The following is a 21,330-nucleotide window of genomic DNA, read 5'->3' as shown; positions in this document are numbered from 1 at the left end:
TTCCGGCGCCGCCTAGCGCGCACGGAAAGCCGGGCCAATAATTCGCTGATCGACGGTCAATCGACGGTGCCGGGTCATAGTGGCCGGTTCTTTAAGGCGTTTTCGGCCTTTTGAAAAGGTCCACCGCAATCGGGCGGCCGATTTCTTTGGGCGCCGTCACGCGAAGTTCAGGCTGCGATCGATCTCGCTCAGGGGCTGGACGCCGGCAAGAAGCGCGCGCGCCTCCCTCTCGTCCTCTTTCATCTGCGCCATCAACGGCTCAAGACCCGAGAACTTCAACTCGTCGCGAAGGCGACCGAAGAAGGAGACGGCGCAGACCTCGCCATAGAGCTCGCCGGTAAAATCGAAGACGAAGGTTTCGAGCAGCGCCTCGCCGTCGCTGTCGACCGTGGGCCGGCGGCCGAAGCTGGCGACCCCGTCGTAAAGCGCGCCGTCGTCCCGGCAGAACCGTACCGCATAGATGCCGCTCTTGAGCTCCGCTTCCGGCGGCAGGCGCATATTCGCGGTCGGATAGCCAAGCTCTCGCCCGAGCTTCTTGCCGCCGATCACCTCCGCCTCGACCGTATAGCGGTAGCCGAGGAGGCCCGCCGCGTGCGAAACGTCGCCCTCGGCAAGCAGAGAGCGGATGACGCTCGAGGAGATGACGTCGGCATTCTCGTCGCGGAAAGCATCGACCAAGGTCACACCGAAGCCTTCCCGCTCGCCGGTCGCCATCAGGAAGGCCGGGCCGCCTTCGCGCCCTTTCCCGAAATGGAAATCGAAACCGGTGACGACATGCGAGGCATGCAGCCATTCGCGCAGGATGCGATGGATGAAATCGGAAGCCGAAAGCTCCGAGAAGGTCCGGTCGAAGGGATATTCGATTACCGCTCCGAATCCCATACCCTCGAGGATACGAGCCTTGAGTGGTGCCGGGGTCAGACGGAAGACCGGCTGGTCGGGCCGGAAAACGGTGCGCGGATGCGGCTCGAAGGTGAGTACCAAGGCGGGGACGCTTCGGCCCCTTGCCTCGTCCAGCGCACGATTGAGCACGGACTGATGACCGCGATGGACGCCATCGAAATTGCCGATCGCCACCACACCGCCATGAAGGCGCTCCGGGAGCGGATCACGGGTTTCGTTGCGATGAAAAACCGTCATCTCCGTCTTCCCGTCAGCCAAGCCGCGGCATCCACCATTTCGGCGTCGCCCCTTCCCTCTTCAGGAACGCGGTGAGCTTCGCCTCGTCCGTGCGGCTTTCGTGCATGTACTCCTGCGCGTGGATGCCGGCACTGATATAGAGCAGGTCGAGGCCGGCATCCTGCGCACCCTTGACATCGGTCGGCATGCCGTCGCCGATGGCGATCACGCGGACAAGATCGAACGGGCCCCTGACCGCCCTCGCCTCCGAAAGTGCGGCGCGGTAGATCGCCTTATAGGGTTTGCCGGCTATGCGCGCCTCGCCGCCGAGCTCTTCATAGAGCTTGGCTATGGCGCCGGCACAGGGAATCAGGCGATGCCCGCGTTCGACAACCAGGTCGGGATTGGCGCAGATGAACGGCACCTTGCGCTTGGCAAGGGCGGTGAGAGTGGTGCGATAGTGCTCCGGTGTTTCGGTCTCGTCGTCGTAAAAGCCGGCGCAGACGATCGTTTCCGCCTCTTCAGACGAAACAATATCGGTGCCGAGACCTTCGAGCAGCGGCAGGTCCCGATCGGCGCCGATGAAGAAGACCCGCTTCTCGGCGGCGGCGATCAGCGCCCGCGTCACGTCGCCGGAGGTGACGATGCGGTCATAGGCCTCGTCGGGAACGCCTAGGCCGCGCAGCTGAACCTTCACGCCGGGGTACGGGCGGGGGGCATTGGTGATGAGGATGACGGTCAGCCCCTGCGCGCGCGCCTCGGCCAACGCCTCGCCCGCGGACACGAAGGCCTGAACGCCGTTGTGGAGCACGCCCCAGACGTCGCAGAGCACCACGTCGTAACGGCTGGCGATTTCCCGAAAACTGTTGATCCTGACGGCCATCCTGGCTTCCCGCAAACTCGGCTTTTCGGCTGACATTGCAAGGAAGGGGCAAGAATACAAGCCTCGCGCATGGAAAATCGCCGCACTTCCCAAGGATTCGGCAGCCGCGCAGCGTCTTAGGCATCACAGAAGCGTAAGGAGCCACCCGGCTCCGGCGCAGAGCGCCAGTGTCTCCAATATCCCGCGCTTCCACCACAAAAGCGACGCGGCCGCAAGCATCGTCAGGAACAGGGCGGTCGGCTCCAGCGTCGCCGGGTCCGGCAAGGGAAGCGAAATCGGCCCGCTCTCCAACCGCTCGACCCGCCTGAAGAGGACATGCAGGCCGAACCAGACCGCCAGGTTGAGGATGACGCCGGCAACCGCCGCCGAGATCGCCGAGAGCGCACCCGAAAGCGCAACATTCGCGCGCAGCCGCTCGACATAGGGCGCGCCCAGGAAAATCCAGAGGAAACAGGGTACGAAGGTCACCCAGGTCGCGAGCGTCGCGCCGAGGAGGCCGGATGTCAGCGGATCGATGCCGATCGCCGCGCGGTAGGCACCCATGAAGCCGACAAAGGCGAGCACCAGCACCAATGGCCCCGGCGTCGTCTCCGCCAGCGCAAGGCCGTCGACCATTTCGCCGGGCCTTAGCCAGTGATAGGTCTCGACCGCCTGCTGCGCGACATAGGAAAGTACCGCATAGGCGCCGCCGAAGGTGACGACGGCCATCTGCGAGAAGAAAACGCCAATATCGCTATAGATATTAGCGCCGCCGAGGGCGCCCCAGATGATGAGAAAGGGTGTCAACCAAAGCCCGCCCCAGAGCGCGACGACCGCCACCGCCCTCTTCGTGGAAGGCCTTGCCTCGGGAAAATCCGCTCCGATGACGGAAGGAAGATCGGGCGCCTTGGCCGCCTGACTGGCCGTCCGGTGCACGGGCGCGCGGCGGGCGACCGCATAGCCGACTACCCCGGCCGAGACCACCACCAAGGGAAACGGCAGCGCGAAAACGAAGAGCCCGAGGAAGGCGGCGAGCGCCAGCAGACGATCAAAACCCGTTTTCAATGCTCGCCGCGAAAGCCGGACAAGCGCTTCAATCACGATTGCGAGCACCGCCGCCTTGAGCCCGTAGAAGAGGCTCGCGAGCCAGCCGGTCTCCTGGAACAGCGCATAGGCCGAGGAAAGCGCGAGAATGACGAAGAAGCCGGGGATGACGAAAAGCATGCCCGCCACGACGCCGCCGCGGGTGCCGTGCAGGAGCCAGCCGATATAGGCGGCGAGTTGCTGCGCCTCCGGGCCCGGCAGCAGCATGCAATAGTTGAGCGCATGCAGAAACCGGCTTTCCGAGATCCAGCGGCGCTCCTCGACGAGCTCACGATGCATCAGCGCGATCTGCCCGGCCGGTCCGCCGAAGCTCAACAGGCCGATCTTCGCCCAAACCTTCGCCGCCTCGGAGAAGGTTGGGTGGGCCGGAGCGAGGCCCACCAATCCTTGTTCGTTCACGTCCGCTTCCCCTTGCCGCCGTGGGATACCCAATCGTGCTTCTCCTGGGTCGCATCGCGCGCCCAGCGGTAGAGCGCGTCGTAGAGCGTCATGCCTGCCTCGAGCTGTTCGAGATCGTCGGCATACATGCGGGAGAGGCCAAGCGAGAAGGCGAGCAGGCCGGCGGCGCGAGGATCGAGATCGAGCCTGTCGGTGTCGGCGCCGCGCACGATGCGGGCGACATGCTCGAGCGCCGGGAAGGAGAGACGGAATTCCTTGACCATCGTATCGAAGGTGCAGTCCATGTCGCGATGACTCCAGAAGACCCCTTCGATATCGAATGGTGTTGCGCCGAAGCGTTCGCCTACCATCTCGACCTCGGCAGGCGTGACATAGAGGAAATTGGCATGCGGATCGACGAAGCGGCGGATCAGCCAGGGACAGGCGATGCGGTCGATTTTCGGCCTTGACCTTGTCACCCACACGGAACCACCGGACGGGTCGGCGTTCGGAAGGCTCGCGACCGGGACGAGAGGCAGGCCCGCTGCTCGCCAGGCCTCGATCCCGCCCTCCAGTATCTCGGCGGTCGCGCCCGCATTGCGAAGCCAGCCGGCCACTCCTTCGCTGAGCTTGCCGCCGTGCTTGCAGAGCGCGACGACCCAGTGCCCCTTGTATTGCTGCGCCCATTGCCGGACGTCGGCATGGGTCCGGTGGAAAGAACCTGGCACGAGATGGGGATCGGCCGAAAAATCGTCGTCATCGCGCACGTCGATGATAACGGGGCCTTTGGGAGTTCCGACGAGCCGGGCAAGTTTTTCGATGGAGATGGAATTGAACGAGGCCATGATACGACGTCCTTGATTAGGGTGGACGCGAATTCCAGCATGACGCCTCGTGGGGTATTCGCTCACCCCATGTGGCCATCAAACAAAATAGCGGCGGAGCTGTCAACGCTTTCCGACTGGCCGAAAAATCTCGCAGCCGATCCTTGACTCGTTCGCTGGCCAGTCTTATCTCCCCGGCGCTAGCACTCGCCAAACATGAGTGCTAACATCCATCCACCGGATCTCTCAACGATCCGTAATGTCATTTGATCGAGGGATTAGACAATGGCAAGCACCAATTTCCGTCCGCTGCACGACCGCGTTGTCGTCCGCCGCGTCGAGTCTGAAGAAAAGACCAAGGGCGGCATCATCATTCCGGACACCGCAAAGGAAAAGCCGCAAGAAGGCGAAATCGTGGCTGTCGGATCGGGCGCTCGTGACGAAAGCGGCAAGGTCGTCCCGCTCGACGTCAAGGCTGGTGACCGCGTCCTGTTCGGCAAGTGGTCCGGCACCGAAGTCAAGATCAACGGCGAAGACCTTCTGATCATGAAGGAAGCCGACATCATGGGCATCATCGGCTGATCGGCCGGCAACCCTCCCAAAACTTCCGTAATTTGAAACCGGACCTCTTCCGGCATTTCGAAACCAGGAGCTTTCAAAAATGGCAGCTAAAGAAGTAAAGTTCGGCCGTACTGCGCGCGAAAAGATGCTGCGCGGCGTCGACATCCTCGCCGATGCAGTCAAGGTAACGCTCGGCCCGAAGGGCCGTAACGTCGTCATCGACAAGTCCTTCGGCGCTCCGCGCATCACCAAGGACGGCGTTTCGGTCGCCAAGGAGATCGAACTCGAAGACAAGTTCGAGAACATGGGCGCCCAGATGGTCCGCGAAGTCGCTTCGAAGACCAACGACATCGCCGGTGACGGCACGACGACCGCGACCGTTCTGGCCCAGGCGATCGTTCGCGAAGGCGCCAAGGCCGTTGCTGCCGGCATGAACCCGATGGACCTGAAGCGCGGTGTCGATCTCGCCGTCGCAGAAGTGGTCAAGGACCTGCTCGCCAAGGCCAAGAAGATCAACACCTCGGATGAAGTTGCCCAGGTCGGCACGATTTCCGCAAACGGTGAAAAGCAGATCGGCCTCGACATCGCCGAAGCGATGCAGAAGGTCGGCAATGAAGGCGTGATCACGGTTGAAGAAGCCAAGACCGCCGAGACCGAGCTCGAAGTCGTCGAAGGTATGCAGTTCGACCGCGGTTACCTGTCGCCCTACTTCGTCACCAATCCGGAAAAGATGGTCGCGGACCTCGAAGACGCTTTCATTCTCCTGCACGAGAAGAAGCTTTCTAACCTCCAGGCCATGCTCCCGGTTCTCGAAGCCGTCGTCCAGACCGGCAAGCCGCTCCTCATCATCGCTGAAGACGTCGAAGGCGAAGCCCTTGCAACGCTCGTCGTCAACAAGCTGCGTGGCGGCCTGAAGATCGCTGCCGTCAAGGCTCCGGGTTTCGGCGACCGCCGCAAGGCCATGCTCGAAGACATCGCCATCCTGACGGGCGGCACGGTGATCTCCGAGGATCTCGGCATCAAGCTCGAAAACGTCACGCTCGACATGCTCGGCCGTGCGAAGAAGGTCTCGATCTCCAAGGAGAACACGACGATCGTCGACGGCGCCGGCCAGAAGGCCGACATCGAAGGCCGCGTTGGCCAGATCAAGGCCCAGATCGAGGAAACCACCTCCGACTACGACCGCGAAAAGCTGCAGGAGCGCCTTGCCAAGCTCGCTGGCGGCGTTGCTGTCATCCGCGTCGGCGGTGCGACGGAAGTCGAAGTGAAGGAAAAGAAGGACCGCATCGACGACGCCCTCAACGCGACCCGCGCTGCCGTTCAGGAAGGCATCGTACCGGGCGGTGGCGTTGCCCTGCTCCGCTCTTCCGTGAAGATCACCGCCAAGGGTGAAAACGACGACCAGGAAGCCGGCATCAACATCGTTCGCCGCGCTCTGCAGGCTCCGGCTCGCCAGATCGCTGAAAATGCTGGCGATGAAGCCTCGATCGTTATCGGCAAGATCCTCGAGAAGAACACGGACGATTTCGGCTACAACGCTCAGACCGGTGAGTATGGCGACATGATCGCCATGGGCATCATCGACCCGGTCAAGGTCGTTCGCACCGCACTCCAGGACGCAGCCTCGGTTGCTTCGCTGCTCATCACCACCGAAGCGATGATTGCCGAGCTGCCGAAGAAGGACGCTCCGGCAATGCCGGGCGGCATGGGCGGCATGGGCGGCATGGACATGATGTGATAAGGCGAAAGCCTTAGCACAGAAGGTCCAACCGGATCTGAAGGGCGGTCTTTAGGGGCCGCCCTTTTTGCTATTCAGCAAGAAGCGATCGTCTCGTTGAGGTGGTCGATCGTCGCGGCGGCCCCTCATCCGGCCTGCCGGCCACCTTCTCCCCGCAGGCGGGGCGGAGGCGCCTCCCGGCACCCTCGTCTCCCCAGCCGAAACCGTTGGCAGCAAGGCACGTCCCCTCTCCCCGCATGCGGGGAGAGGGCTAGGGTGAGGGGCGATTTCGCCAATTACACCAACGATTTCAAATCGCTCTGCGGGTCAGCCAAAACCTTGCGATCCGGTGTCTTCCCCGCTTCCAGCAGTTTTTTTCCCGTGACATAGGCCTTTGCGTCGTTGATCGCATCGACGGCGATCAGCTTGCCTTCGCGGAAATACCAGACCGAAACGCTGCCCTCGCGCTGGCCCGGGCGGACCAGCGTCTCGTCATGACCGAGCCCGAAGCCGGCGATCTGCAGCTTGACGTCATACTGGTCCGACCAGAACCAGGGATGCGGATTGTAAGGCGCGGAACCGCCGGCAAGGATGGCGGCCACGGCCTCCGCCTGTTCCACCGCGTTCTGGACCGACTCCAGACGGATGCGCATGTCCTGCCAGGGCAGGACCGCGCAATCGCCCATGGCATAGATCGCCGGGTCGGACGTCCGCCCGTAGCTGTCGACGATGATGCCGTTCGCCGTTTCGAGCCCGGCATCGTGCGCGAGCGCGTCGTTCGCCATCACGCCGATGCCGACGATCACCATATCCACCGGTATGACGGAGCCGTCGGAAAGCTCGGCAGCCGAGACGCGGCCGTCCTTACCGATGAGACGGTGCAGCCCCATGCCTTCGCGAATTTCGACGCCGCGGGTGCGGTGAATGTCGCGCACGATCGCAGAGGTGGCGGCGGAGGCGACGCGCTGAAGGATGCGGTCGGCCATTTCAATGACGGTCACCTCGAGGCCCAGGGTGCGGGCGACCGCCGCTGCCTCGAGGCCGATGTAACCGCCGCCGACGACGAGCGCCCGCCGCCCCGGCATCATTTCCTCGGCGAGCCGGTCGGCATCCTTGTAGTCGCGCACGACATAGACAGCCGCGAGGTCGCCTCCGATCGACGCCGGCAACCGGCGCGGGGTCGCCCCCGTGGCGAAGGCCAGCGTCTCGTAATCAAGCGACGAGCCGTCGCTCAGCGTGACCTCTTTCGCGGCGCGCTCGACGCGTGTCACGGTCGTCGACAGGCGGATGTCGACCCCGTGTTCCGCATACCAGGCCTCCGGCCGATAAAGCAGCCGGTCGAGGCTCATTTCACGCAGCAGGTATTTCTTGGAAAGCGGCGGCCGCTGGTAGGGCAGGCTCGCCTCGGCGGCGATGACGGTGATCGGACGCTGGTCATTGAGGGCGCGCAGCTTGGCAACCAGGGCGAAAGCGGCCTGACCGCCACCGATGACAACAAGCCTTCCCGACACCTTATCCACCCGACTCGATTCTCTTTCGCTAACCGGTAGCCTCCCGGCCGCAGCCTCGTCAACTGCGGCCGGAGGGTGCTCCGTCTATTCCTTTCTCGGAATTTCCAGGCCTCTTTGAGCGGCCGGGCGCGCAAGTCCGCGCTCCACCCAGGCCAGGACATTCGGGAAGCTCTTGTAGTCGAGGACCTCGGCGCCGCCGTAGAATTTCCGCGCCCCTTCCACCCAGGGATAGGTGGCAATGTCGGCAATCGTATATTCGTCGCCCATCAGCCATTGCCGGCCGTCGAGACGCGCATCGAGAACGCCGAGAAGACGCTTCGCCTCGTCGCGATAGCGCTCCACAGGATAGGAATTGTTCGCGACCTTGTCGGCGGCGAATTTGAAGAAATGGCCAAATTGACCGAACATCGGACCGACGCCGCCCATCTGGAACATCACCCAGCAGAGCGTCTCGTAACGGCCGGCCGCGTCCGCAGGAATGAGCCTGCCGGTCTTTTCCGCGAGATAGACGAGGATCGCGCCGGATTCAAAAAGCCCGATGGGCTTGCCGTCCGGTCCGTTCGGATCGATGATCGCCGGAATGCGGCCGTTCGGGTTGAGCGACACGAATTCAGGCGACTTCTGCTCGTTCGCGTCGAAGGCGATGCGGTGCGCTTCGTAGGGCAGGCCCAGTTCTTCGAGAGCGATCGAGATCTTCACGCCATTTGGGGTCGGTAGCGAGTAGAGCTGGATGACGTCGGTATTCTTCGCCGGCCAGCGGCGCGTGATCGGAAAGGACGAAAGATCAGCCATAAGGTTGCCTCAAGTTTGGTCTTGGGAGCTTTGCCGTTCCTACATAGGTAGCGCTGGTTGCATTGTCAGGGGCCGGACCCGCGAATACGAGATGAGTTAATCGGATCAGAGCACTCCTCGCACGGCAGCGATGATGCGATTGATCGTGGGATCGCCAGCGTGAGCCGGCTTTCGAGCCCGGACGAGGCAGGCTTCGGAGCGCAGGATCACGCCGTCGGAAAGGATCTTCAGATGGTTCGCGCGGAGCGTGGAGCCGGTCGAGGTGATGTCGACGATGATATCGGCCGAGCCGGAAGCCGGGGCGCCTTCGGTCGCACCCAGGCTTTCAACGATGCGGTAGAGCTGGATACCGTGGCTGCCGGAGAAGAATTGCTGTGTCAGTCGCCAGTATTTGGTGGCGATCGCCAGACGCCGGCCATGGCGGGCGCGGAAATCGGCGGCGACGTCCCCGAGGTCGGCCATGGTATCGACGTCGTACCAGATCTCCGGCACGGCTACGACGACATCCGCGTGGCCGAAGCCGAGCCGAGCCGCAAATTCGACGCGCCCATCGACGTCCGCCAGCCCTTCGCGCACGAGGTCTTCGCCGGTGACACCGAAATCGACGGCGCCACAGCCGACCTCGCGCGAGATTTCGGAGGCCGAGAGGAAGGCGATTTCGACGTCTTCCCAGCCTTCGACGCGGCCGCGATAGGAGCGATCATTGCCGACGGCGACGATCTTCAGCCCGGCCCGCGCGAAGATGTCCGAGGCGTCCTCCTTCATCCGGCCCTTGGAGGGCAGCGCAATGGTGATGGTCATTTCGCACCCCCTGCGGCCGCGATGGCCCGCTCGATCCGGTCAAGCCAGAGAGAGAACCCGACAGCCGGGATGTGCTCCCGGGCGCCGAGCAGCGTCAGCAGCCGATCGAAGCGCCCGCCACCGGCGAGAACCGCCGGAATTTCCTCAAGCTCGATCTCGAAGACGAGGCCGGTATAATAATCGAGCGGGCGGCCAAAGGCGGCACGATACCTGATGACATCGACATCCGCGCCCGTCTTTGAAAGCGCCGCAACGCGGGCATCGAAGAGCGCGAGCGCATCGCCTATCTTCAGTCCCGATCCGGTGGCGAATTGATGAAGAGCGTCTGGTGCATCGGCGAGCGGCAGATCGAGCGCCAGGAACTCGCGCATGATCGCCAGCGCTGCCTTGTCGAGCCGCGTCGTCGCCAGTTCCATTTTCTCCTTGAGCCGGCGGGCAATGTCGCCCGGCGAGCGGCTGGCATTGGTGGAGTAGCCGGTCGCTTCCATGGTCTCGGCGATCTCGGTAATGAGCCGCTCCTCGTCGTCCAAGATACCCATGCCGGCGAGCCGCTCCACCTCAGGGCCGAAGACCCCGGAGGATTTCGGATCGGCTAGTTCCGCCAGCAGCCTCTGCAACTGCTTCTGGTCGCCGAAGGCATGGATTAGCCGCTTCTGCCAGCCGGCGGGCAAGCCGCAGGCGGCGACCACTGCCTCAAAGACCGACTGATCGCCGAGCGTCACCCTCAGCCGCCGGCCAGGTAACCGACTGGTCACAACCAGCATGGCGTCACCGATCGCCCGCGCATCGGCACCGGCCGTGTCCTGATCGCCGAGATCCTCGATGCCGGCCTGATAAAACTCGTTCGAGCCGTCGCGACGCTGGCGAAACACTTCGCCGAGATAGGCATAACGCTGGGGCGTGCCGGTCGCCGTCTCGATATGCCTGAGGCATACGGGAATGGTGAATTCCGGGCGCAGGCACAGGCTCTCGCCGGTCTCGCTCTCGGTCATGAAGATGCGCCGGCGCAGGTCCTCTCCCGCCATGTCGAGGAAGGGCTCGGCCGGCTGGATCACCGGCGTATCGACACGCAGCGTCTTCAGCCGCTCGAAATCGGCGAGGAGGTCGGCGGCGAAGGCGGGAAGATTGATCAACGGCATCAGCCTGCCCTTTTCCGGTCCTCGGCCTGCTCTGCCAGAATTTCCCGGACTTTTGCGACGAGCTCGCTTTCCGGAACGGAGACCTGGGCCACGCGGGCCTCGCGCCAGGCGACGTTGTCCTCAATTTCGCCGGAGAGGCGCTTGCCTTCGATCAGGTCCTTGATCTGCACGGTGCCGGAGGCGCGCTCGTCGCCGCCCTGGATGATGGCGATGGGCGAGCCGCGGCGATCGGCATACTTGAGCTGGTCGCCGAAATTCTTCTTGTTGCCCTGATACATCTCGGAGCGAATGCCGGCATGGCGCAGGTCCTGCACGAAGCGCTGGTACCGGCCCATGCTGCCGAGGTCGCGGTCCATCACGCAGACGACAACAGGCGCGACAACCTCCTCGACGCCGAGCTTGCCGAGATTCTTGAGCGCCGTCATCAGGCGCGACACGCCGATCGAGAAGCCTGTTGCCGGTACCGGCTGCCCCATGAAACGCGAGACAAGACCATCGTAACGCCCGCCGCCGCCGACCGAACCGAAGACGACCGTCTCACCCTTCTCGTTGGTGACGGCAAATTGCAGTTCCGCTTCGAAAACCGGCCCGGTGTAGTATTCGAGGCCGCGCACGACGGACGGATCGATCTTGATGCGATCCGCCTCGTAGCCGGCGCTCAGCACCAGGCTGCGAATCGTGTTGAGTTCCTCGACGCCTTCCGCTCCCTTGGCGGTGCCGGCAACCAGCTCTGACAGTTCACCCGCGCTCGCGGCATAGTCGGTGATGCCGACGAAGAACAGGATATTGCGGATCTGCTCGTCATTGAGCCCGGCGCCCTTGGTGAAGTCACCGCTCTCGTCCTTGCGCCCTTCGCCAAGCAGGAGCCGCACCCCCTCCGGTCCAAACTTGTCGAGCTTGTCGATCGCGCGCAGCACGGTCAGCCGAGTATTTGTCTGCTCCTCGCCGCCGAGACCGATCGCCTCCAGCACGCCGTCGAGGACCTTCCGGTTGTTGACCCGGATCACGTAGTCGCCGCGCCTGATGCCAAGCGCCTCCATCGTGTCCGCCATCATCATGCACATTTCGGCGTCCGCCTGAACGCCGGCGGCGCCGACCGTATCGGCGTCGAACTGCATGAACTGGCGGAACCGGCCGGGCCCTGGCTTTTCATTGCGGAACACGTAACCGGCGCGATAGGTGCGGTAGGGAAGCTGGATCTCGTTGAAATTCTCCGCCACGTGGCGGGCAAGCGGCGCCGTCAGGTCGTAACGCAGGCTCATCCACTGGTCATCATCGTCGGTCAGCGAGAAGACACCTTCGTTCGGGCGGTCGCTGTCGGGAAGAAACTTGCCAAGCGCATCGGTATATTCGAACAGCGGCGTTTCCACGGGATCGAAGCCGTAGCGCTCATAGACGTCGCGGATCTTCTCGATCATTTCGTCGACGGCGCGGATATCCGCGGCCGAACGGTCGACGAAGCCGCGCGGCAGGCGCGCCTTGAGCTTCTGCGGTTTCTTTGTCTTGTCTTTCATGGAAGGCATTCCGGCTACTCAAAGCTAGGTCGGTGCCTTCCCTACCGGATCATGTCAAGGGCGGCAAGGGCGGCAAAGCGGCGACAGCGACAATGACGCCCAAAGCGAGCCAGAACATAAATGCCACGCGTGAAGTCGGGAAAGCGCAGCAGGACGAAGGGAACAGGTAGCCTTGCAAGCTCAAGCCCGTACGGCGTTTTCTCGCGTCCCCCCTTTTGTCCGGTTCATCCTATGTCGCCGGCATGTTGCGTTCGCGCCTTCGGGCGAACCTATGCGCCGGATCGAGGCGGACCTGCCGCAGGCCGGGCGAATTGCCGCCGCATCTCCTCGACACCGTCACGGCAGAAGCAGCCTTCCAGGTGGTCGTTGACGAGACCCATGGCCTGCATGAAGGCATAGACGGTCGTCGGCCCGACGAAGGTCCAGCCGCGCTTTTTCAGATCCTTCGAAATCCTGACCGAGGCTGGCGTCGTCGGATTGGCGACCAGCGTCTCGTAGTCCATGACCGCCGGTCGCTCGCTTCCGTTGGGCTCATACGACCAGAAATAGGCGGCGAGAGAACCGAACTCATCGCGCAGTTCCCTCGCGCGCAGGGCATTGTTGACGGTGGAAACGATCTTGCCGCGATGGCGCACGATGCCCGGATCGGCAAGGCAACGCTCGACATCGGCCTCACGGAACTCGGCGACCACATCGAAATCGAAGCCGGCGAAGGCCGCGCGGAAAGCCTCGCGCTTCCTGAGGATCGTCAGCCAGGACAATCCGGACTGGAAACCTTCCAGGCAGATCTTCTCGAACAGCCGGCGGTCGTCCGCCACGGGTCGACCCCATTCCTCGTCATGGTAGCGGCGGTAGTCTTCGAGATTGCCGTGCCAGGCACAACGGCTGAGCCCGTCCTCGCCCGTGATCAGACCCTTCTCCGGCATCGCCCATTCCTTCGCAGATGTTTCTCTTTTGTTCCGTTTACCATTTGTAAACCAGATTCATAAAGCCGCAAATAACCCTACCCGAAGCTTTATCGCATCCGCGGCATTTTAGCGAAGGGCCGTTTACTTTTCGGTGGCGGGGCGGGTGCGAGCATCGCGGCTCCAATAGCCGCCTCGTATTGGGCGTAATGTAGCGAGTCCGTCCGATGAAGAAGTTCCTTTTGCTTGCCACGACCTGCCTCTGCATCCTCCCCGTGAGCGCCGAGGCGCAGGATCGTTACCAGAACCGGCCCCCGGTCATCGTCAGCCCGGACCTGACGGCACCCTGGGTGATGCAGTTGACCGGCCGGCACGTACGCCCGGCCGTTTACCGCCCAGAGGCGCCGGCCGCCACGCGAAAACCCGTCGAGCGGCGGCAGGTCAGGCGCAAGCCCTACGCACCGGCCGTTCAGCCCGTGGCCGCCGCACGCGCCCAGAAACCGGTAAAAACCAAGCTCGATCCGCAGTTCCTGCCGCAGATGGTGGCCTATCAGACAGGGGAGAAGCCCGGCACGATCGTGATCGACACCAATAACCGCTTCCTCTATCTCGTGACCGGCAATGGCGAAGCTCGCCGCTACGGTGTCGGCGTCGGCAAGCCGGGCTTCGAGTGGGCGGGCGAACACAGGATCACCCGCAAGGCGGAGTGGCCGAGCTGGACGCCGCCGAAGGAAATGATCGCGCGCGAAGCGGCGAAGGGCCATTACCTGCCGGCGCGCATGGACGGCGGCCCCCAGAACCCGCTGGGCGCCCGCGCTATGTATCTCGGCTCCACGCTCTATCGCATCCACGGCACCAATGCGCCCTGGACGATCGGCTATGCCGTGTCCTCCGGCTGTATCCGCATGCGCAACGAGGACGTCGTCGATCTTTACGAGCGGGTGAATGTCGGCACCAAGGTCGTCGTGCTGTAGCGGCGGCGGCTCGCTTCGACGCGAGCCGCGCTTTTTCCAGCCGAACCGTGATCTAAAGGCAACAGCGGTTGTCCGCGACGCTGCTTGCCCGACGCAGTCTGTTTGTATCGGTTGTCTCAGGCCGGAACTTGCCAGTAAATCGCATCGCTTTTTGGAATTTGGGGTTGAGAGGGAATCGTAGATGAAATGTCACGCCGGTATACTGGTTGCGCTCGGCGTCGCGGCCACGACTCTGTTTGCTGCCGTGGGCGCTTCGGCGTTCACGCCGGTCGAGCCTGGCGGAACGGCCGTCAAGCGCTCGGACATCGTCCTCACCGCCCAGCCGAAGAAGCCGCCGAAGAAGTATTGGCGAACCAAGGTTCGTTTCCGCACGGAAGAAGCGCCCGGCACGATCATCGTGGATACCAACAGCAAATTCCTCTATTACATCGATGGTCCGAACCGCGCGACGCGCTACGGCATCGGCGTCGGCCGCGAGGGTTTCGGCTGGTCCGGCATCGTCAAAGTGGGCCGCAAGGCCGAATGGCCGAGCTGGACGCCGCCGGCGGAAATGCGCGCGCGCGAAGCGGCCAAGGGCCGAATCCTGCCGATCACCCAGGAAGGCGGCATCGACAACCCGCTCGGCGCCCGCGCGCTCTATCTCTACAAGGGCGGCCGCGACACGATCTTCCGCATCCATGGCACCAACCAACCTTGGACGATCGGTCAGAACATGTCGTCTGGCTGCATCCGGATGATGAACGAGGACGTCGAGCATCTCTATGATCGGGCTCCGATCGGCACCAAGGTGATCGTGATCGGCCCCGGCAACAAGCAGGGCGACATCAGCTTCGACGACCGTGGCGTCGACATTTTCCGCCAGATCTTCGGCGGCTGACGGCAAGCTGCCCCTCACCCTAACCCTCTCCCCGCACGCGGGAGAGGGGATTCCTGAACCTTCGCCCCTCACACATTCGACCTCGGTGGAGGGCGAGACTTCGCGGCGATCCTCCTTCGCCCCGCTTGCGGGGAGAAGGTGCCGGCAGGCGGCTGAGGGGTAATTCCTACACACTCGAACGTCAAACCCCCGCCGGCTTCGGCCCACCATAGGCCCAATCCAGAAGCTCGACCGTATGTAGGATCGGGATATTGGTTCCGGTCGCGATCTGCGTGATGCAACCGATATTGCCGGTCGCGATCACATTCGGCTTGGTCGCTTCGATATTCCTGACCTTCCGCGCCTTCAGCTTCGCCGAAATTTCCGGCTGCAGAATGTTGTAGGTACCGGCCGAGCCGCAACAGAGGTGGCCTTCCGCCGGGTCGCGCACCGTAAACCCCGCCCGTTTCAGAAGCTGCTTCGGCATCGTCGTGATCTTCTGCCCATGCTGCATCGAACAGGCGGAGTGATAGGCGACCGTCAGCCCGCGCGTCTCCTGTTCCGGCAGGTCCAGATTCGCCAGATATTCGGTTATGTCTTTCGCCAGAGCAGAGACCTTCGCTGCCTTGTCGGCATAGGCGGAATCAAGCCGCAGCATATGGCCATAATCCTTGATCGTCGTGCCGCAGCCGGAGGCGGTGATGACGACGGCGTCGAGGCTGCTCTCCTCGGCGGCCTTCAGCCAGGCGTCGACATTGCGGCGGGCGGCCTTCAGCGCCTGTTCCTCGCGGCCCATATGGTGAACCAGGGCGCCGCAGCAGCCTTCCCCTTCCGCGACGACGACCTCGATCCCCTGCCCCGTCAGCAGCCGGATCGCCGCCTCGTTGATCTCCGGCCGCAACACCGGTTGGGCGCAGCCGGCGAGCAGCGCCACGCGGCCACGGCGAGCACCCTTCGCCGGATGGATTTTCGGCTTTGCGGTCGCGGATGCGGGCGGCAGCGCAGCCGGCGCGAGATCGAGCATGACGCCGAAGGTTTTGAGCCAGGGAATGCGCTTCAGCAGTCCGGCCATCGGCCGGGCGAGACGGGCAGCCCCGAGCGCCGCCCGGAAGCGCCTCGGATAGGGCAGCGTCGCGGCGATCACGGAACGGGCGAAACGGTCGTTGAAGGGCCGTCGATAGGTCTCTTCGATATGAATGCGGGCGTGGTCGACGAGATGCATGTAATCGACGTCTGAGGGACAGGTCGTCATGCAGGAGAGACATGAGAGGCAGCGGTCAATATGGGTGACGGTTTCCTTATCGGCGGCACGCCCGTTTTCGAGCATGTCCTTGATAAGATAGATGCGCCCGCGCGGGCTATCGAGCTCGTCGCCGAGAAGCACATAGGTGGGACAGGTGGCGGTGCAGAAGCCGCAGTGAACGCACTTGCGCAGGATCTTCTCGGATTCCGCGACATGCGGGTCAGCAAGCTGTTCAGGGGAAAAATTGGTCTGCAACCGAATACTCCGATACTGTAAGGGCCGGTCGGAAGGTATCTAGATCCACCAGCTTTCCGGATTGGTGATCGGGTCCTCGCGCGCAGCCTTCTGAAGACCGACGACACAGCGCACCACGACCCAGACTGCGGTCGCCACGAAGCCGAGCACGCCGATGAAGACGACGGACAGCACCGCCGAGATCAGGATGAACAGCAAGGCGATCCAGAAGGTTCGGATCGCCCAGTCATAATGCGACCTTGCCCAGATTTCGGCCTTGTCGCGATTGAGATAGGCGATAACGAGGCCGATCAGCGGCGTGATGCCGATGGCAAAGCCAAGCAGATACAGAACGTAGACGATCTGGATGTTGACCTTTCCGGGTTCCAGCCAGCGGTCGGTATCACGGGAAGGCGGCGTGTGCGAACCAGGATCTGTCATTGAGGTCTCCTTGGCCGTTGGGCGTCATGATGGCGATGCCTCAAGCGATTGCCGCCAGCCGCCCGGGATTGAAAATCCGCGATGGGTCGAACGACGCGCGCAGGCGTTCCGACAATTGTGCCACAGCGGATGGCTGCGGTTCAAAGGCCGGGATGCGCGCACGTTCGTCCTCACCGGCGCGCAGAAGCATCGCGTGCCCGCCGCCGACCGCGCGGATATAGCGTCGCAGGAGCTCGGCCTCGGGGTCCGCCTCCATGCGCAGCCAGACGAGCCCGCCCTGCCAATCATAGAAGGCGTCCACGCCCGTCTGCAACCGAAGCGCGGCGACGAGCTGATGCCCCGCCGAAGGGGCGACGGAGACGCGCCAGAGCGGCCGCATGGTGCCGTCGGCATAGGGCTTCACGTCGCGGATTTCCGCCCAAAGCACCTTGGACTGGGCGGCATCCAACTGTGAGACCGGCCCGAAGCGAGCGAGCGCCCCTGAAAGCCTTTGCGCACGCAGGGCGACCGAGTCGGCAAGCCCTTCTAGCCTTAGCACCGTGGCCGCCCCCTCGGGCAGCGCGCCGGCGACGAACCGCCCACGGACGCTCTCCGGCAGATGCGCAGCGCCCGACACCTCCACCGGCTGGGCCATGGCCTCGGCCATCACCGCTGCGGCCTCCGCGTCGTTGCGACCGGAAACGACCACGGTTGCGGCCGCGGACCGCGAAGGCAGGACCTTGAAGGTGACCTCCGTCAGGATCCCAAGCGTGCCGTGGGAGCCGGCGAGCAACTTGACGAGGTCGAGCCCGGTGACGTTTTTCATCACCCGCCCGCCGGCCTTAATCACCTCGCCGCGGCCATTGATGAAGCGAAGGCCGAGCAGGCTGTCGCGCGCGGCACCGGCGACATAGCGGCGCGGGCCCGAGACATTGGCCGCAAAGACGCCGCCGATGGTCGGCTCGCCGGACGTGCCGAAGACCGGCCTGTGGTCCATCGGCTCGAAGGACAGCATCTGGCCTTTCGCATCGAGCGCCGCCTCGATCTCCGACAGCGGCGTGCCCGCGAGCGCGCTCATCGTCATCTCCGCGGGATTATAGGTGACGATGCCGGAGAGGCGCCGCGTCGAAAGCGTGCGATCCGCCCGGATGGGATTGCCGAAGCCCGTCCGCGTGCCCCCGCCGACGATCGAAAGCGTGACGCGCTCGGCCGATGCCGAGCGGACGACCGAGGCAATGCCTTCCTCGCTTGGCGGTTCGAAATGGACGATCATGTCGCGGGCCGCCCTTCGAGCGGGAAGACCTTCGACGGGTTCAGCAGCCAATGCGGATCGAAGGCCGCGCGCGCCGCCATCTGCTGGTCGAGGTCGGCCTGGCTGTACTGATGCCGCATCAGGTCGCGCTTCTCTATGCCGACGCCATGCTCGCCCGTGAGGCAGCCGCCCGCCTCGACGCAAAGCTTCAGGATATCGTTGCCGGCGGCCTCGGCACGCGCCGCATCCTCCGGATCATTGATGTCGTAGAGGATCAGCGGATGCATGTTGCCGTCGCCGGCATGGAAGACGTTGGCGACGCGCAAGCCATAGCCCGCAACGATCTCGCCGCTCCGGCGCAGCACATGCGAGAGCTGGCTCAGCGGCACGGTGCCGTCCATGCAGATGTAGTCGGCGATGCGACCGGTAGCGCCGAAGGCGGATTTCCTGCCCTTCCAGATCAGCGCCGCCTCGAGCGCCGATTGCGATTCCTTGATCGTCTTGACGCCGTGGCGGCGGGCGATCTCGATGATGCTCTGAAGCGTTGCGTCCATCTCAGCTTCAGAACCCTCGACCTCGACGATCAGGAGCGCCTCCACGTCAAGAGGATAACCCGCCTGGGCGAAGGCTTCGCAGATCTCGATCGCCGGCTTGTCCATGAATTCAATCGCGACCGGAATGATGCCGGCAGCGATAATATCGGCGACGCAGGACCCGGCCGCTTCCGACGAATCGAAGCCGAAGAGCACCGGGCGCGCGCCTTCCGGCTTTGCGATCAGGCGGACGGTCGCCTCCGTGACGATGCCGAGTTGCCCCTCCGAGCCGCAGACGAGGCCGATGAGATCATAACCCGGCGCATCCAGCGCCTTGCCGCCAAGCTCGATCACCGTGCCGTCGCAAAGCACCATCTTGACGCCCAGGAGATTGTTGGTGGTCACCCCGTATTTCAGGCAATGGGCGCCGCCGGAATTCATGCCGATATTGCCGCCGATGGTGCAGGCGAGCTGCGAACTCGGGTCGGGCGCGTAGAAGAAGCCGTCGGCACCGGCCGCTTCGGAAATGCTGAGATTGGTGACGCCGGCCTGAACCGTCGCCGTACGGTTGAAGAGGTCGATGTCGAGTATGCGGGACATCTTCGAGAGACCGACGACGACGGCATCCTCCTGGGGAATGGCGCCGCCGGAAAGTGAGGTTCCGGCGCCGCGCGGCACGACGGGGATGCCATATCGGCTGCAATATTTGAGAATGGCTGCGACCTGCTCCGTCGTCTCCGGCAGGGTCACGGCCAACGGCATACGGCGATAGGCAAGGAATGCATCCGTCTCGAAGGGTTTCAACCCGCGCTCGTCGCCGATCAGCGAGGCCTCGGGGAGGAGATCGGCGAGGTCGATGAGAATCTCCCGCCGGCGGTCAAGAACGGCCTGTCTGGGTTCCAAGAACCCGATCGTCTCCGGCATGAGCACCTCCAGCCAGATGCGCCCTGAGGCGTGCTTCTCAAATCTTGCCGACTTGAGGAAACACACGGAAATTCAACATGCTATGGCGATCTCTACGCTTCCAGAGAACAGGCGTGGCGCCATAGGGTGGTATTTTTTGTTTACCACTGGAACGGCATCCGGGGCAATGCTAATGGACCTTCGGCCGCATGCATATTTGAAGCGCGATAGCAATGGACGCTATTTGTGCGACGCCTCCTCATGATGGCGGCGAATGCGCCTTACGACCATCCAGACGCCGAACACCGCAATGGGGACGGCAAGGCCGGTGAGCACGCCGGGGTCGACGGGGATCTGGTGGCTCAAGGGCTTGGCGAGGTAGCCGAACAGCCCGACGACGTAGTAGGAGATCGCGGCGACCGACAAGCCTTCGACCGTTTGCTGCAGGCGCAACTGCAGCTTCGCTCGGCGGTCCATCGAATTGAGCAGCGCGCTGTTCTGGCGTTCGAGTTCGACGTCGACCCAGCTTCGCAGGAGCGTCGTCGCGCGCGCCAGCTTGGTCGACAGGTTCTTCTGCCGCTCCTCGACCGATTGACAGGTCCGCATGGCCGGCGCCAGCCGGCGTTCGAGGAAGGTGCCGATCGTCTCGTAACCGGGCACGGGCGTTTCGGAAAGTGTACGGATGCGTTCCTGGACGATGCCGTAATAGGCGCGGCTGGCGCCGAAGCGATAAAGGCTCAAGGCGGCGCCGGCTTCGAGATCGGCGGCAAGACGCGTGATCCCGGAAAGCATCTCGTCAGCTTCCTCGCGGACATTTGCTTTCATCCGCTGGGTGATCGCCGTCAGGCCGTCCTCGGTCCGCCGGATTTCCGGCGACAATGATTGCGCCACCGGCAGGCCGAGCATGGCGAGTGTGCGATAGGTCTCGATGTCGAGCAGGCGCTGCGCCAGGGCACCCGTGCCCGCCTCGGTCATCCCCCTGTCAATCACGAGAATCTGGGTGAGGCCGTCGCCGTTCTGGCGAAAGTCGGTCACGATCACGGCCTGGCCGTTCTTGCTTTCGCTGTAGCAGAGGCTCTTCGGATCGAAGAGCCTGATCGCCTCTCTAGTCTGCGGCGTGTCGGGTCGGATCTCGAGGCGGATGCCGGCAATTAACAGGCCCGGCGGCGAAAATCCGTCGCCAAACGGATGAACCGGCACCTCTTCACCGAACCGGTTCGGCGCCGGCGTATCCCAGAAATAGGTGGAGAATTCCGTATGCCGCTCCCAGCGCAGCGTGCCATTCCCCCAGGGGATGGCATGGTGGCTGGCGTCGCGTCCGGGTGGCGCGATGCCACAGGACCGCGACAGTTCGGAGAGCACCGCATGATCGACGATCGATCCGCCTTCGGTGAGGAAAGCAAGCTGAAAGATGACGCGCGGCGTCGTCACCAGTGCGTAGGGCCGCGCGTGAACCTCGCCCAACGCCTGAGCGCGCAACGGTGCAACCGGAAATGCAAAACTGCCTTTTGACATGAAGCGCTTCGTCCCCCTCACGCATTCATCACCATTTTCTTATCAACCCGTCGAGCAAAAAGAATTGGGCGCTTTGACGCAGCTTGACTTTTGTCAGCCTCAGGGCCGCGAAGTGGACAATCAATTTGACCACTTCGCGGCGGCTGCTAGATTCCCGAAGAGCGGTAGGCTTG

19 protein-coding genes are annotated in these 21,330 nt (G+C 63.5%); 4 read left to right on the top strand and 15 right to left on the bottom strand.

The features are described 5' to 3' along the window. Nucleotides 1–156: 156 nt before the first annotated feature. The 4 genes from SJ05684_RS01925 to SJ05684_RS01910 all read right to left on the bottom strand — a co-directional run bounded on the left by SJ05684_RS01925 (nt 157) and on the right by SJ05684_RS01910 (nt 4,308). Nucleotides 157–1,140 carry a bifunctional riboflavin kinase/FAD synthetase gene (locus SJ05684_RS01925; RefSeq protein ID WP_034852065.1) on the bottom strand — a complete coding sequence of 328 codons (984 nt, stop codon included), beginning with the start codon at nt 1,138–1,140 and terminating at the stop codon, nt 157–159. Between the two features lie 13 nt (nt 1,141–1,153). Continuing rightward, nucleotides 1,154–2,002: a TIGR01459 family HAD-type hydrolase gene (locus SJ05684_RS01920; RefSeq protein ID WP_034852062.1), complete on the bottom strand. Its 849-nt coding sequence runs from the start codon at nt 2,000–2,002 to the stop codon at nt 1,154–1,156. A gap of 123 nt (nt 2,003–2,125) precedes the next feature. Then, nucleotides 2,126–3,484 (bottom strand): chromate efflux transporter, encoded by a 1,359-nt coding sequence (gene chrA, locus SJ05684_RS01915; protein WP_095694189.1) that lies wholly within the window; start codon nt 3,482–3,484, stop codon nt 2,126–2,128. Next, on the bottom strand, nt 3,481–4,308 hold the full coding sequence (locus SJ05684_RS01910) for a chromate resistance protein ChrB domain-containing protein (protein WP_034852059.1): 828 nt from the start codon (nt 4,306–4,308) through the stop codon (nt 3,481–3,483). Before SJ05684_RS01910 ends, chrA begins: the two co-directional genes overlap by 4 nt. Nucleotides 4,309–4,572: 264 nt before the next feature. Between SJ05684_RS01910 and groES the strand changes: the two genes are divergently transcribed. Together groES and groL are read left to right on the top strand one after the other, a co-directional pair. Next, the gene (gene groES, locus SJ05684_RS01905) at nt 4,573–4,869 is read left to right on the top strand and encodes a co-chaperone GroES (protein ID WP_012706990.1); all 297 of its coding nucleotides are present in this window, start codon (nt 4,573–4,575) and stop codon (nt 4,867–4,869) included. A gap of 79 nt (nt 4,870–4,948) precedes the next feature. Beyond that, nucleotides 4,949–6,586 (top strand): chaperonin GroEL, encoded by a 1,638-nt coding sequence (gene groL / locus SJ05684_RS01900; RefSeq protein WP_034852058.1) that lies wholly within the window; start codon nt 4,949–4,951, stop codon nt 6,584–6,586. A 275-nt stretch (nt 6,587–6,861) separates the two neighbouring features. Here the strand turns inward: groL and SJ05684_RS01895 are convergent, their stop codons facing one another. From SJ05684_RS01895 to SJ05684_RS01870, 6 genes are all read right to left on the bottom strand, one after another. After that, nucleotides 6,862–8,076 (bottom strand): NAD(P)/FAD-dependent oxidoreductase, encoded by a 1,215-nt coding sequence (locus SJ05684_RS01895; RefSeq protein WP_085938997.1) that lies wholly within the window; start codon nt 8,074–8,076, stop codon nt 6,862–6,864. An 84-nt stretch (nt 8,077–8,160) separates the two neighbouring features. Further along, a complete protein-coding gene (locus SJ05684_RS01890; RefSeq protein WP_034852055.1) occupies nt 8,161–8,868 on the bottom strand; it encodes a glutathione binding-like protein in 708 nt (235 codons plus the stop codon). A gap of 105 nt (nt 8,869–8,973) precedes the next feature. Next, nucleotides 8,974–9,669 carry an ATP phosphoribosyltransferase gene (gene hisG, locus SJ05684_RS01885; RefSeq protein WP_034852053.1) on the bottom strand — a complete coding sequence of 232 codons (696 nt, stop codon included), beginning with the start codon at nt 9,667–9,669 and terminating at the stop codon, nt 8,974–8,976. Continuing rightward, nucleotides 9,666–10,808 carry an ATP phosphoribosyltransferase regulatory subunit gene (locus tag SJ05684_RS01880; RefSeq protein ID WP_034852052.1) on the bottom strand — a complete coding sequence of 381 codons (1,143 nt, stop codon included), beginning with the start codon at nt 10,806–10,808 and terminating at the stop codon, nt 9,666–9,668. The genes hisG and SJ05684_RS01880 overlap by 4 nt, the downstream gene beginning before the upstream one ends. Continuing rightward, nucleotides 10,808–12,331: a histidine--tRNA ligase gene (gene hisS / locus SJ05684_RS01875; RefSeq protein ID WP_050979928.1), complete on the bottom strand. Its 1,524-nt coding sequence runs from the start codon at nt 12,329–12,331 to the stop codon at nt 10,808–10,810. Before hisS ends, SJ05684_RS01880 begins: the two co-directional genes overlap by 1 nt. Nucleotides 12,332–12,591: 260 nt before the next feature. Further along, nucleotides 12,592–13,248, bottom strand: coding sequence for a DNA-3-methyladenine glycosylase I (locus SJ05684_RS01870; RefSeq protein WP_034852050.1), 657 nt, complete (start codon nt 13,246–13,248; stop codon nt 12,592–12,594). A gap of 206 nt (nt 13,249–13,454) precedes the next feature. Here SJ05684_RS01870 and SJ05684_RS01865 point away from each other — a divergent pair, with 206 nt between their 5' ends. Next, the gene (locus tag SJ05684_RS01865) at nt 13,455–14,201 is read left to right on the top strand and encodes a L,D-transpeptidase (RefSeq protein WP_034852049.1); all 747 of its coding nucleotides are present in this window, start codon (nt 13,455–13,457) and stop codon (nt 14,199–14,201) included. Between the two features lie 181 nt (nt 14,202–14,382). After that, entirely contained in the window at nt 14,383–15,078 is a 696-nt protein-coding gene (locus SJ05684_RS01860) for a L,D-transpeptidase (protein WP_034852047.1), read from the top strand. A 181-nt stretch (nt 15,079–15,259) separates the two neighbouring features. Here SJ05684_RS01860 and glcF read toward each other — a convergent pair whose 3' ends face one another. From glcF to SJ05684_RS01835, 5 genes are all read right to left on the bottom strand, one after another. Next, nucleotides 15,260–16,555: a glycolate oxidase subunit GlcF gene (glcF, locus tag SJ05684_RS01855; protein WP_034852046.1), complete on the bottom strand. Its 1,296-nt coding sequence runs from the start codon at nt 16,553–16,555 to the stop codon at nt 15,260–15,262. Nucleotides 16,556–16,594: 39 nt separating this feature from the next. Then, entirely contained in the window at nt 16,595–16,975 is a 381-nt protein-coding gene (locus tag SJ05684_RS01850; protein WP_034852045.1) for a DUF4870 family protein, read from the bottom strand. Nucleotides 16,976–17,015: 40 nt separating this feature from the next. Next, the gene (gene glcE / locus SJ05684_RS01845) at nt 17,016–18,227 is read right to left on the bottom strand and encodes a glycolate oxidase subunit GlcE (protein WP_034852044.1); all 1,212 of its coding nucleotides are present in this window, start codon (nt 18,225–18,227) and stop codon (nt 17,016–17,018) included. Continuing rightward, nucleotides 18,224–19,663 (bottom strand): FAD-linked oxidase C-terminal domain-containing protein, encoded by a 1,440-nt coding sequence (locus tag SJ05684_RS01840; RefSeq protein ID WP_034852043.1) that lies wholly within the window; start codon nt 19,661–19,663, stop codon nt 18,224–18,226. Before SJ05684_RS01840 ends, glcE begins: the two co-directional genes overlap by 4 nt. 219 nt (nt 19,664–19,882) lie before the next feature. Further along, complete coding sequence (locus SJ05684_RS01835) at nt 19,883–21,157, bottom strand: DUF3422 family protein (protein ID WP_034852042.1); 1,275 nt, start codon at nt 21,155–21,157, stop codon at nt 19,883–19,885. Between the last annotated feature and the right edge of the window lie 173 nt (nt 21,158–21,330).

The organism is Sinorhizobium sojae CCBAU 05684 (genome assembly GCF_002288525.1).
GTDB lineage: Bacteria > Pseudomonadota > Alphaproteobacteria > Rhizobiales > Rhizobiaceae > Sinorhizobium > Sinorhizobium sojae.
This window is presented reverse-complemented; position numbering and strand designations above follow the sequence as displayed.

What these genes read in the sequence shown, in the direction of transcription:
- SJ05684_RS01910 (WP_034852059.1), bottom strand. Translation starts at nt 4,308, where the DNA reads ATGGCCTCGTTCAATTCCATCTCCATCGAAAAACTTGCCCGGCTCGTC.
- SJ05684_RS01850 (WP_034852045.1), bottom strand. Translation starts at nt 16,975, where the DNA reads ATGACAGATCCTGGTTCGCACACGCCGCCTTCCCGTGATACCGACCGC.
- SJ05684_RS01880 (WP_034852052.1), bottom strand. Translation starts at nt 10,808, where the DNA reads ATGCCGTTGATCAATCTTCCCGCCTTCGCCGCCGACCTCCTCGCCGAT.
- SJ05684_RS01865 (WP_034852049.1), top strand. Translation starts at nt 13,455, where the DNA reads ATGAAGAAGTTCCTTTTGCTTGCCACGACCTGCCTCTGCATCCTCCCC.
- SJ05684_RS01890 (WP_034852055.1), bottom strand. Translation starts at nt 8,868, where the DNA reads ATGGCTGATCTTTCGTCCTTTCCGATCACGCGCCGCTGGCCGGCGAAG.
- hisS (WP_050979928.1), bottom strand. Translation starts at nt 12,331, where the DNA reads ATGCCTTCCATGAAAGACAAGACAAAGAAACCGCAGAAGCTCAAGGCG.
- groL (WP_034852058.1), top strand. Translation starts at nt 4,949, where the DNA reads ATGGCAGCTAAAGAAGTAAAGTTCGGCCGTACTGCGCGCGAAAAGATG.
- SJ05684_RS01860 (WP_034852047.1), top strand. Translation starts at nt 14,383, where the DNA reads ATGAAATGTCACGCCGGTATACTGGTTGCGCTCGGCGTCGCGGCCACG.
- SJ05684_RS01870 (WP_034852050.1), bottom strand. Translation starts at nt 13,248, where the DNA reads ATGCCGGAGAAGGGTCTGATCACGGGCGAGGACGGGCTCAGCCGTTGT.
- groES (WP_012706990.1), top strand. Translation starts at nt 4,573, where the DNA reads ATGGCAAGCACCAATTTCCGTCCGCTGCACGACCGCGTTGTCGTCCGC.
- hisG (WP_034852053.1), bottom strand. Translation starts at nt 9,669, where the DNA reads ATGACCATCACCATTGCGCTGCCCTCCAAGGGCCGGATGAAGGAGGAC.
- glcE (WP_034852044.1), bottom strand. Translation starts at nt 18,227, where the DNA reads ATGATCGTCCATTTCGAACCGCCAAGCGAGGAAGGCATTGCCTCGGTC.
- SJ05684_RS01840 (WP_034852043.1), bottom strand. Translation starts at nt 19,663, where the DNA reads ATGCCGGAGACGATCGGGTTCTTGGAACCCAGACAGGCCGTTCTTGAC.
- SJ05684_RS01920 (WP_034852062.1), bottom strand. Translation starts at nt 2,002, where the DNA reads ATGGCCGTCAGGATCAACAGTTTTCGGGAAATCGCCAGCCGTTACGAC.
- SJ05684_RS01925 (WP_034852065.1), bottom strand. Translation starts at nt 1,140, where the DNA reads ATGACGGTTTTTCATCGCAACGAAACCCGTGATCCGCTCCCGGAGCGC.
- SJ05684_RS01835 (WP_034852042.1), bottom strand. Translation starts at nt 21,157, where the DNA reads ATGTCAAAAGGCAGTTTTGCATTTCCGGTTGCACCGTTGCGCGCTCAG.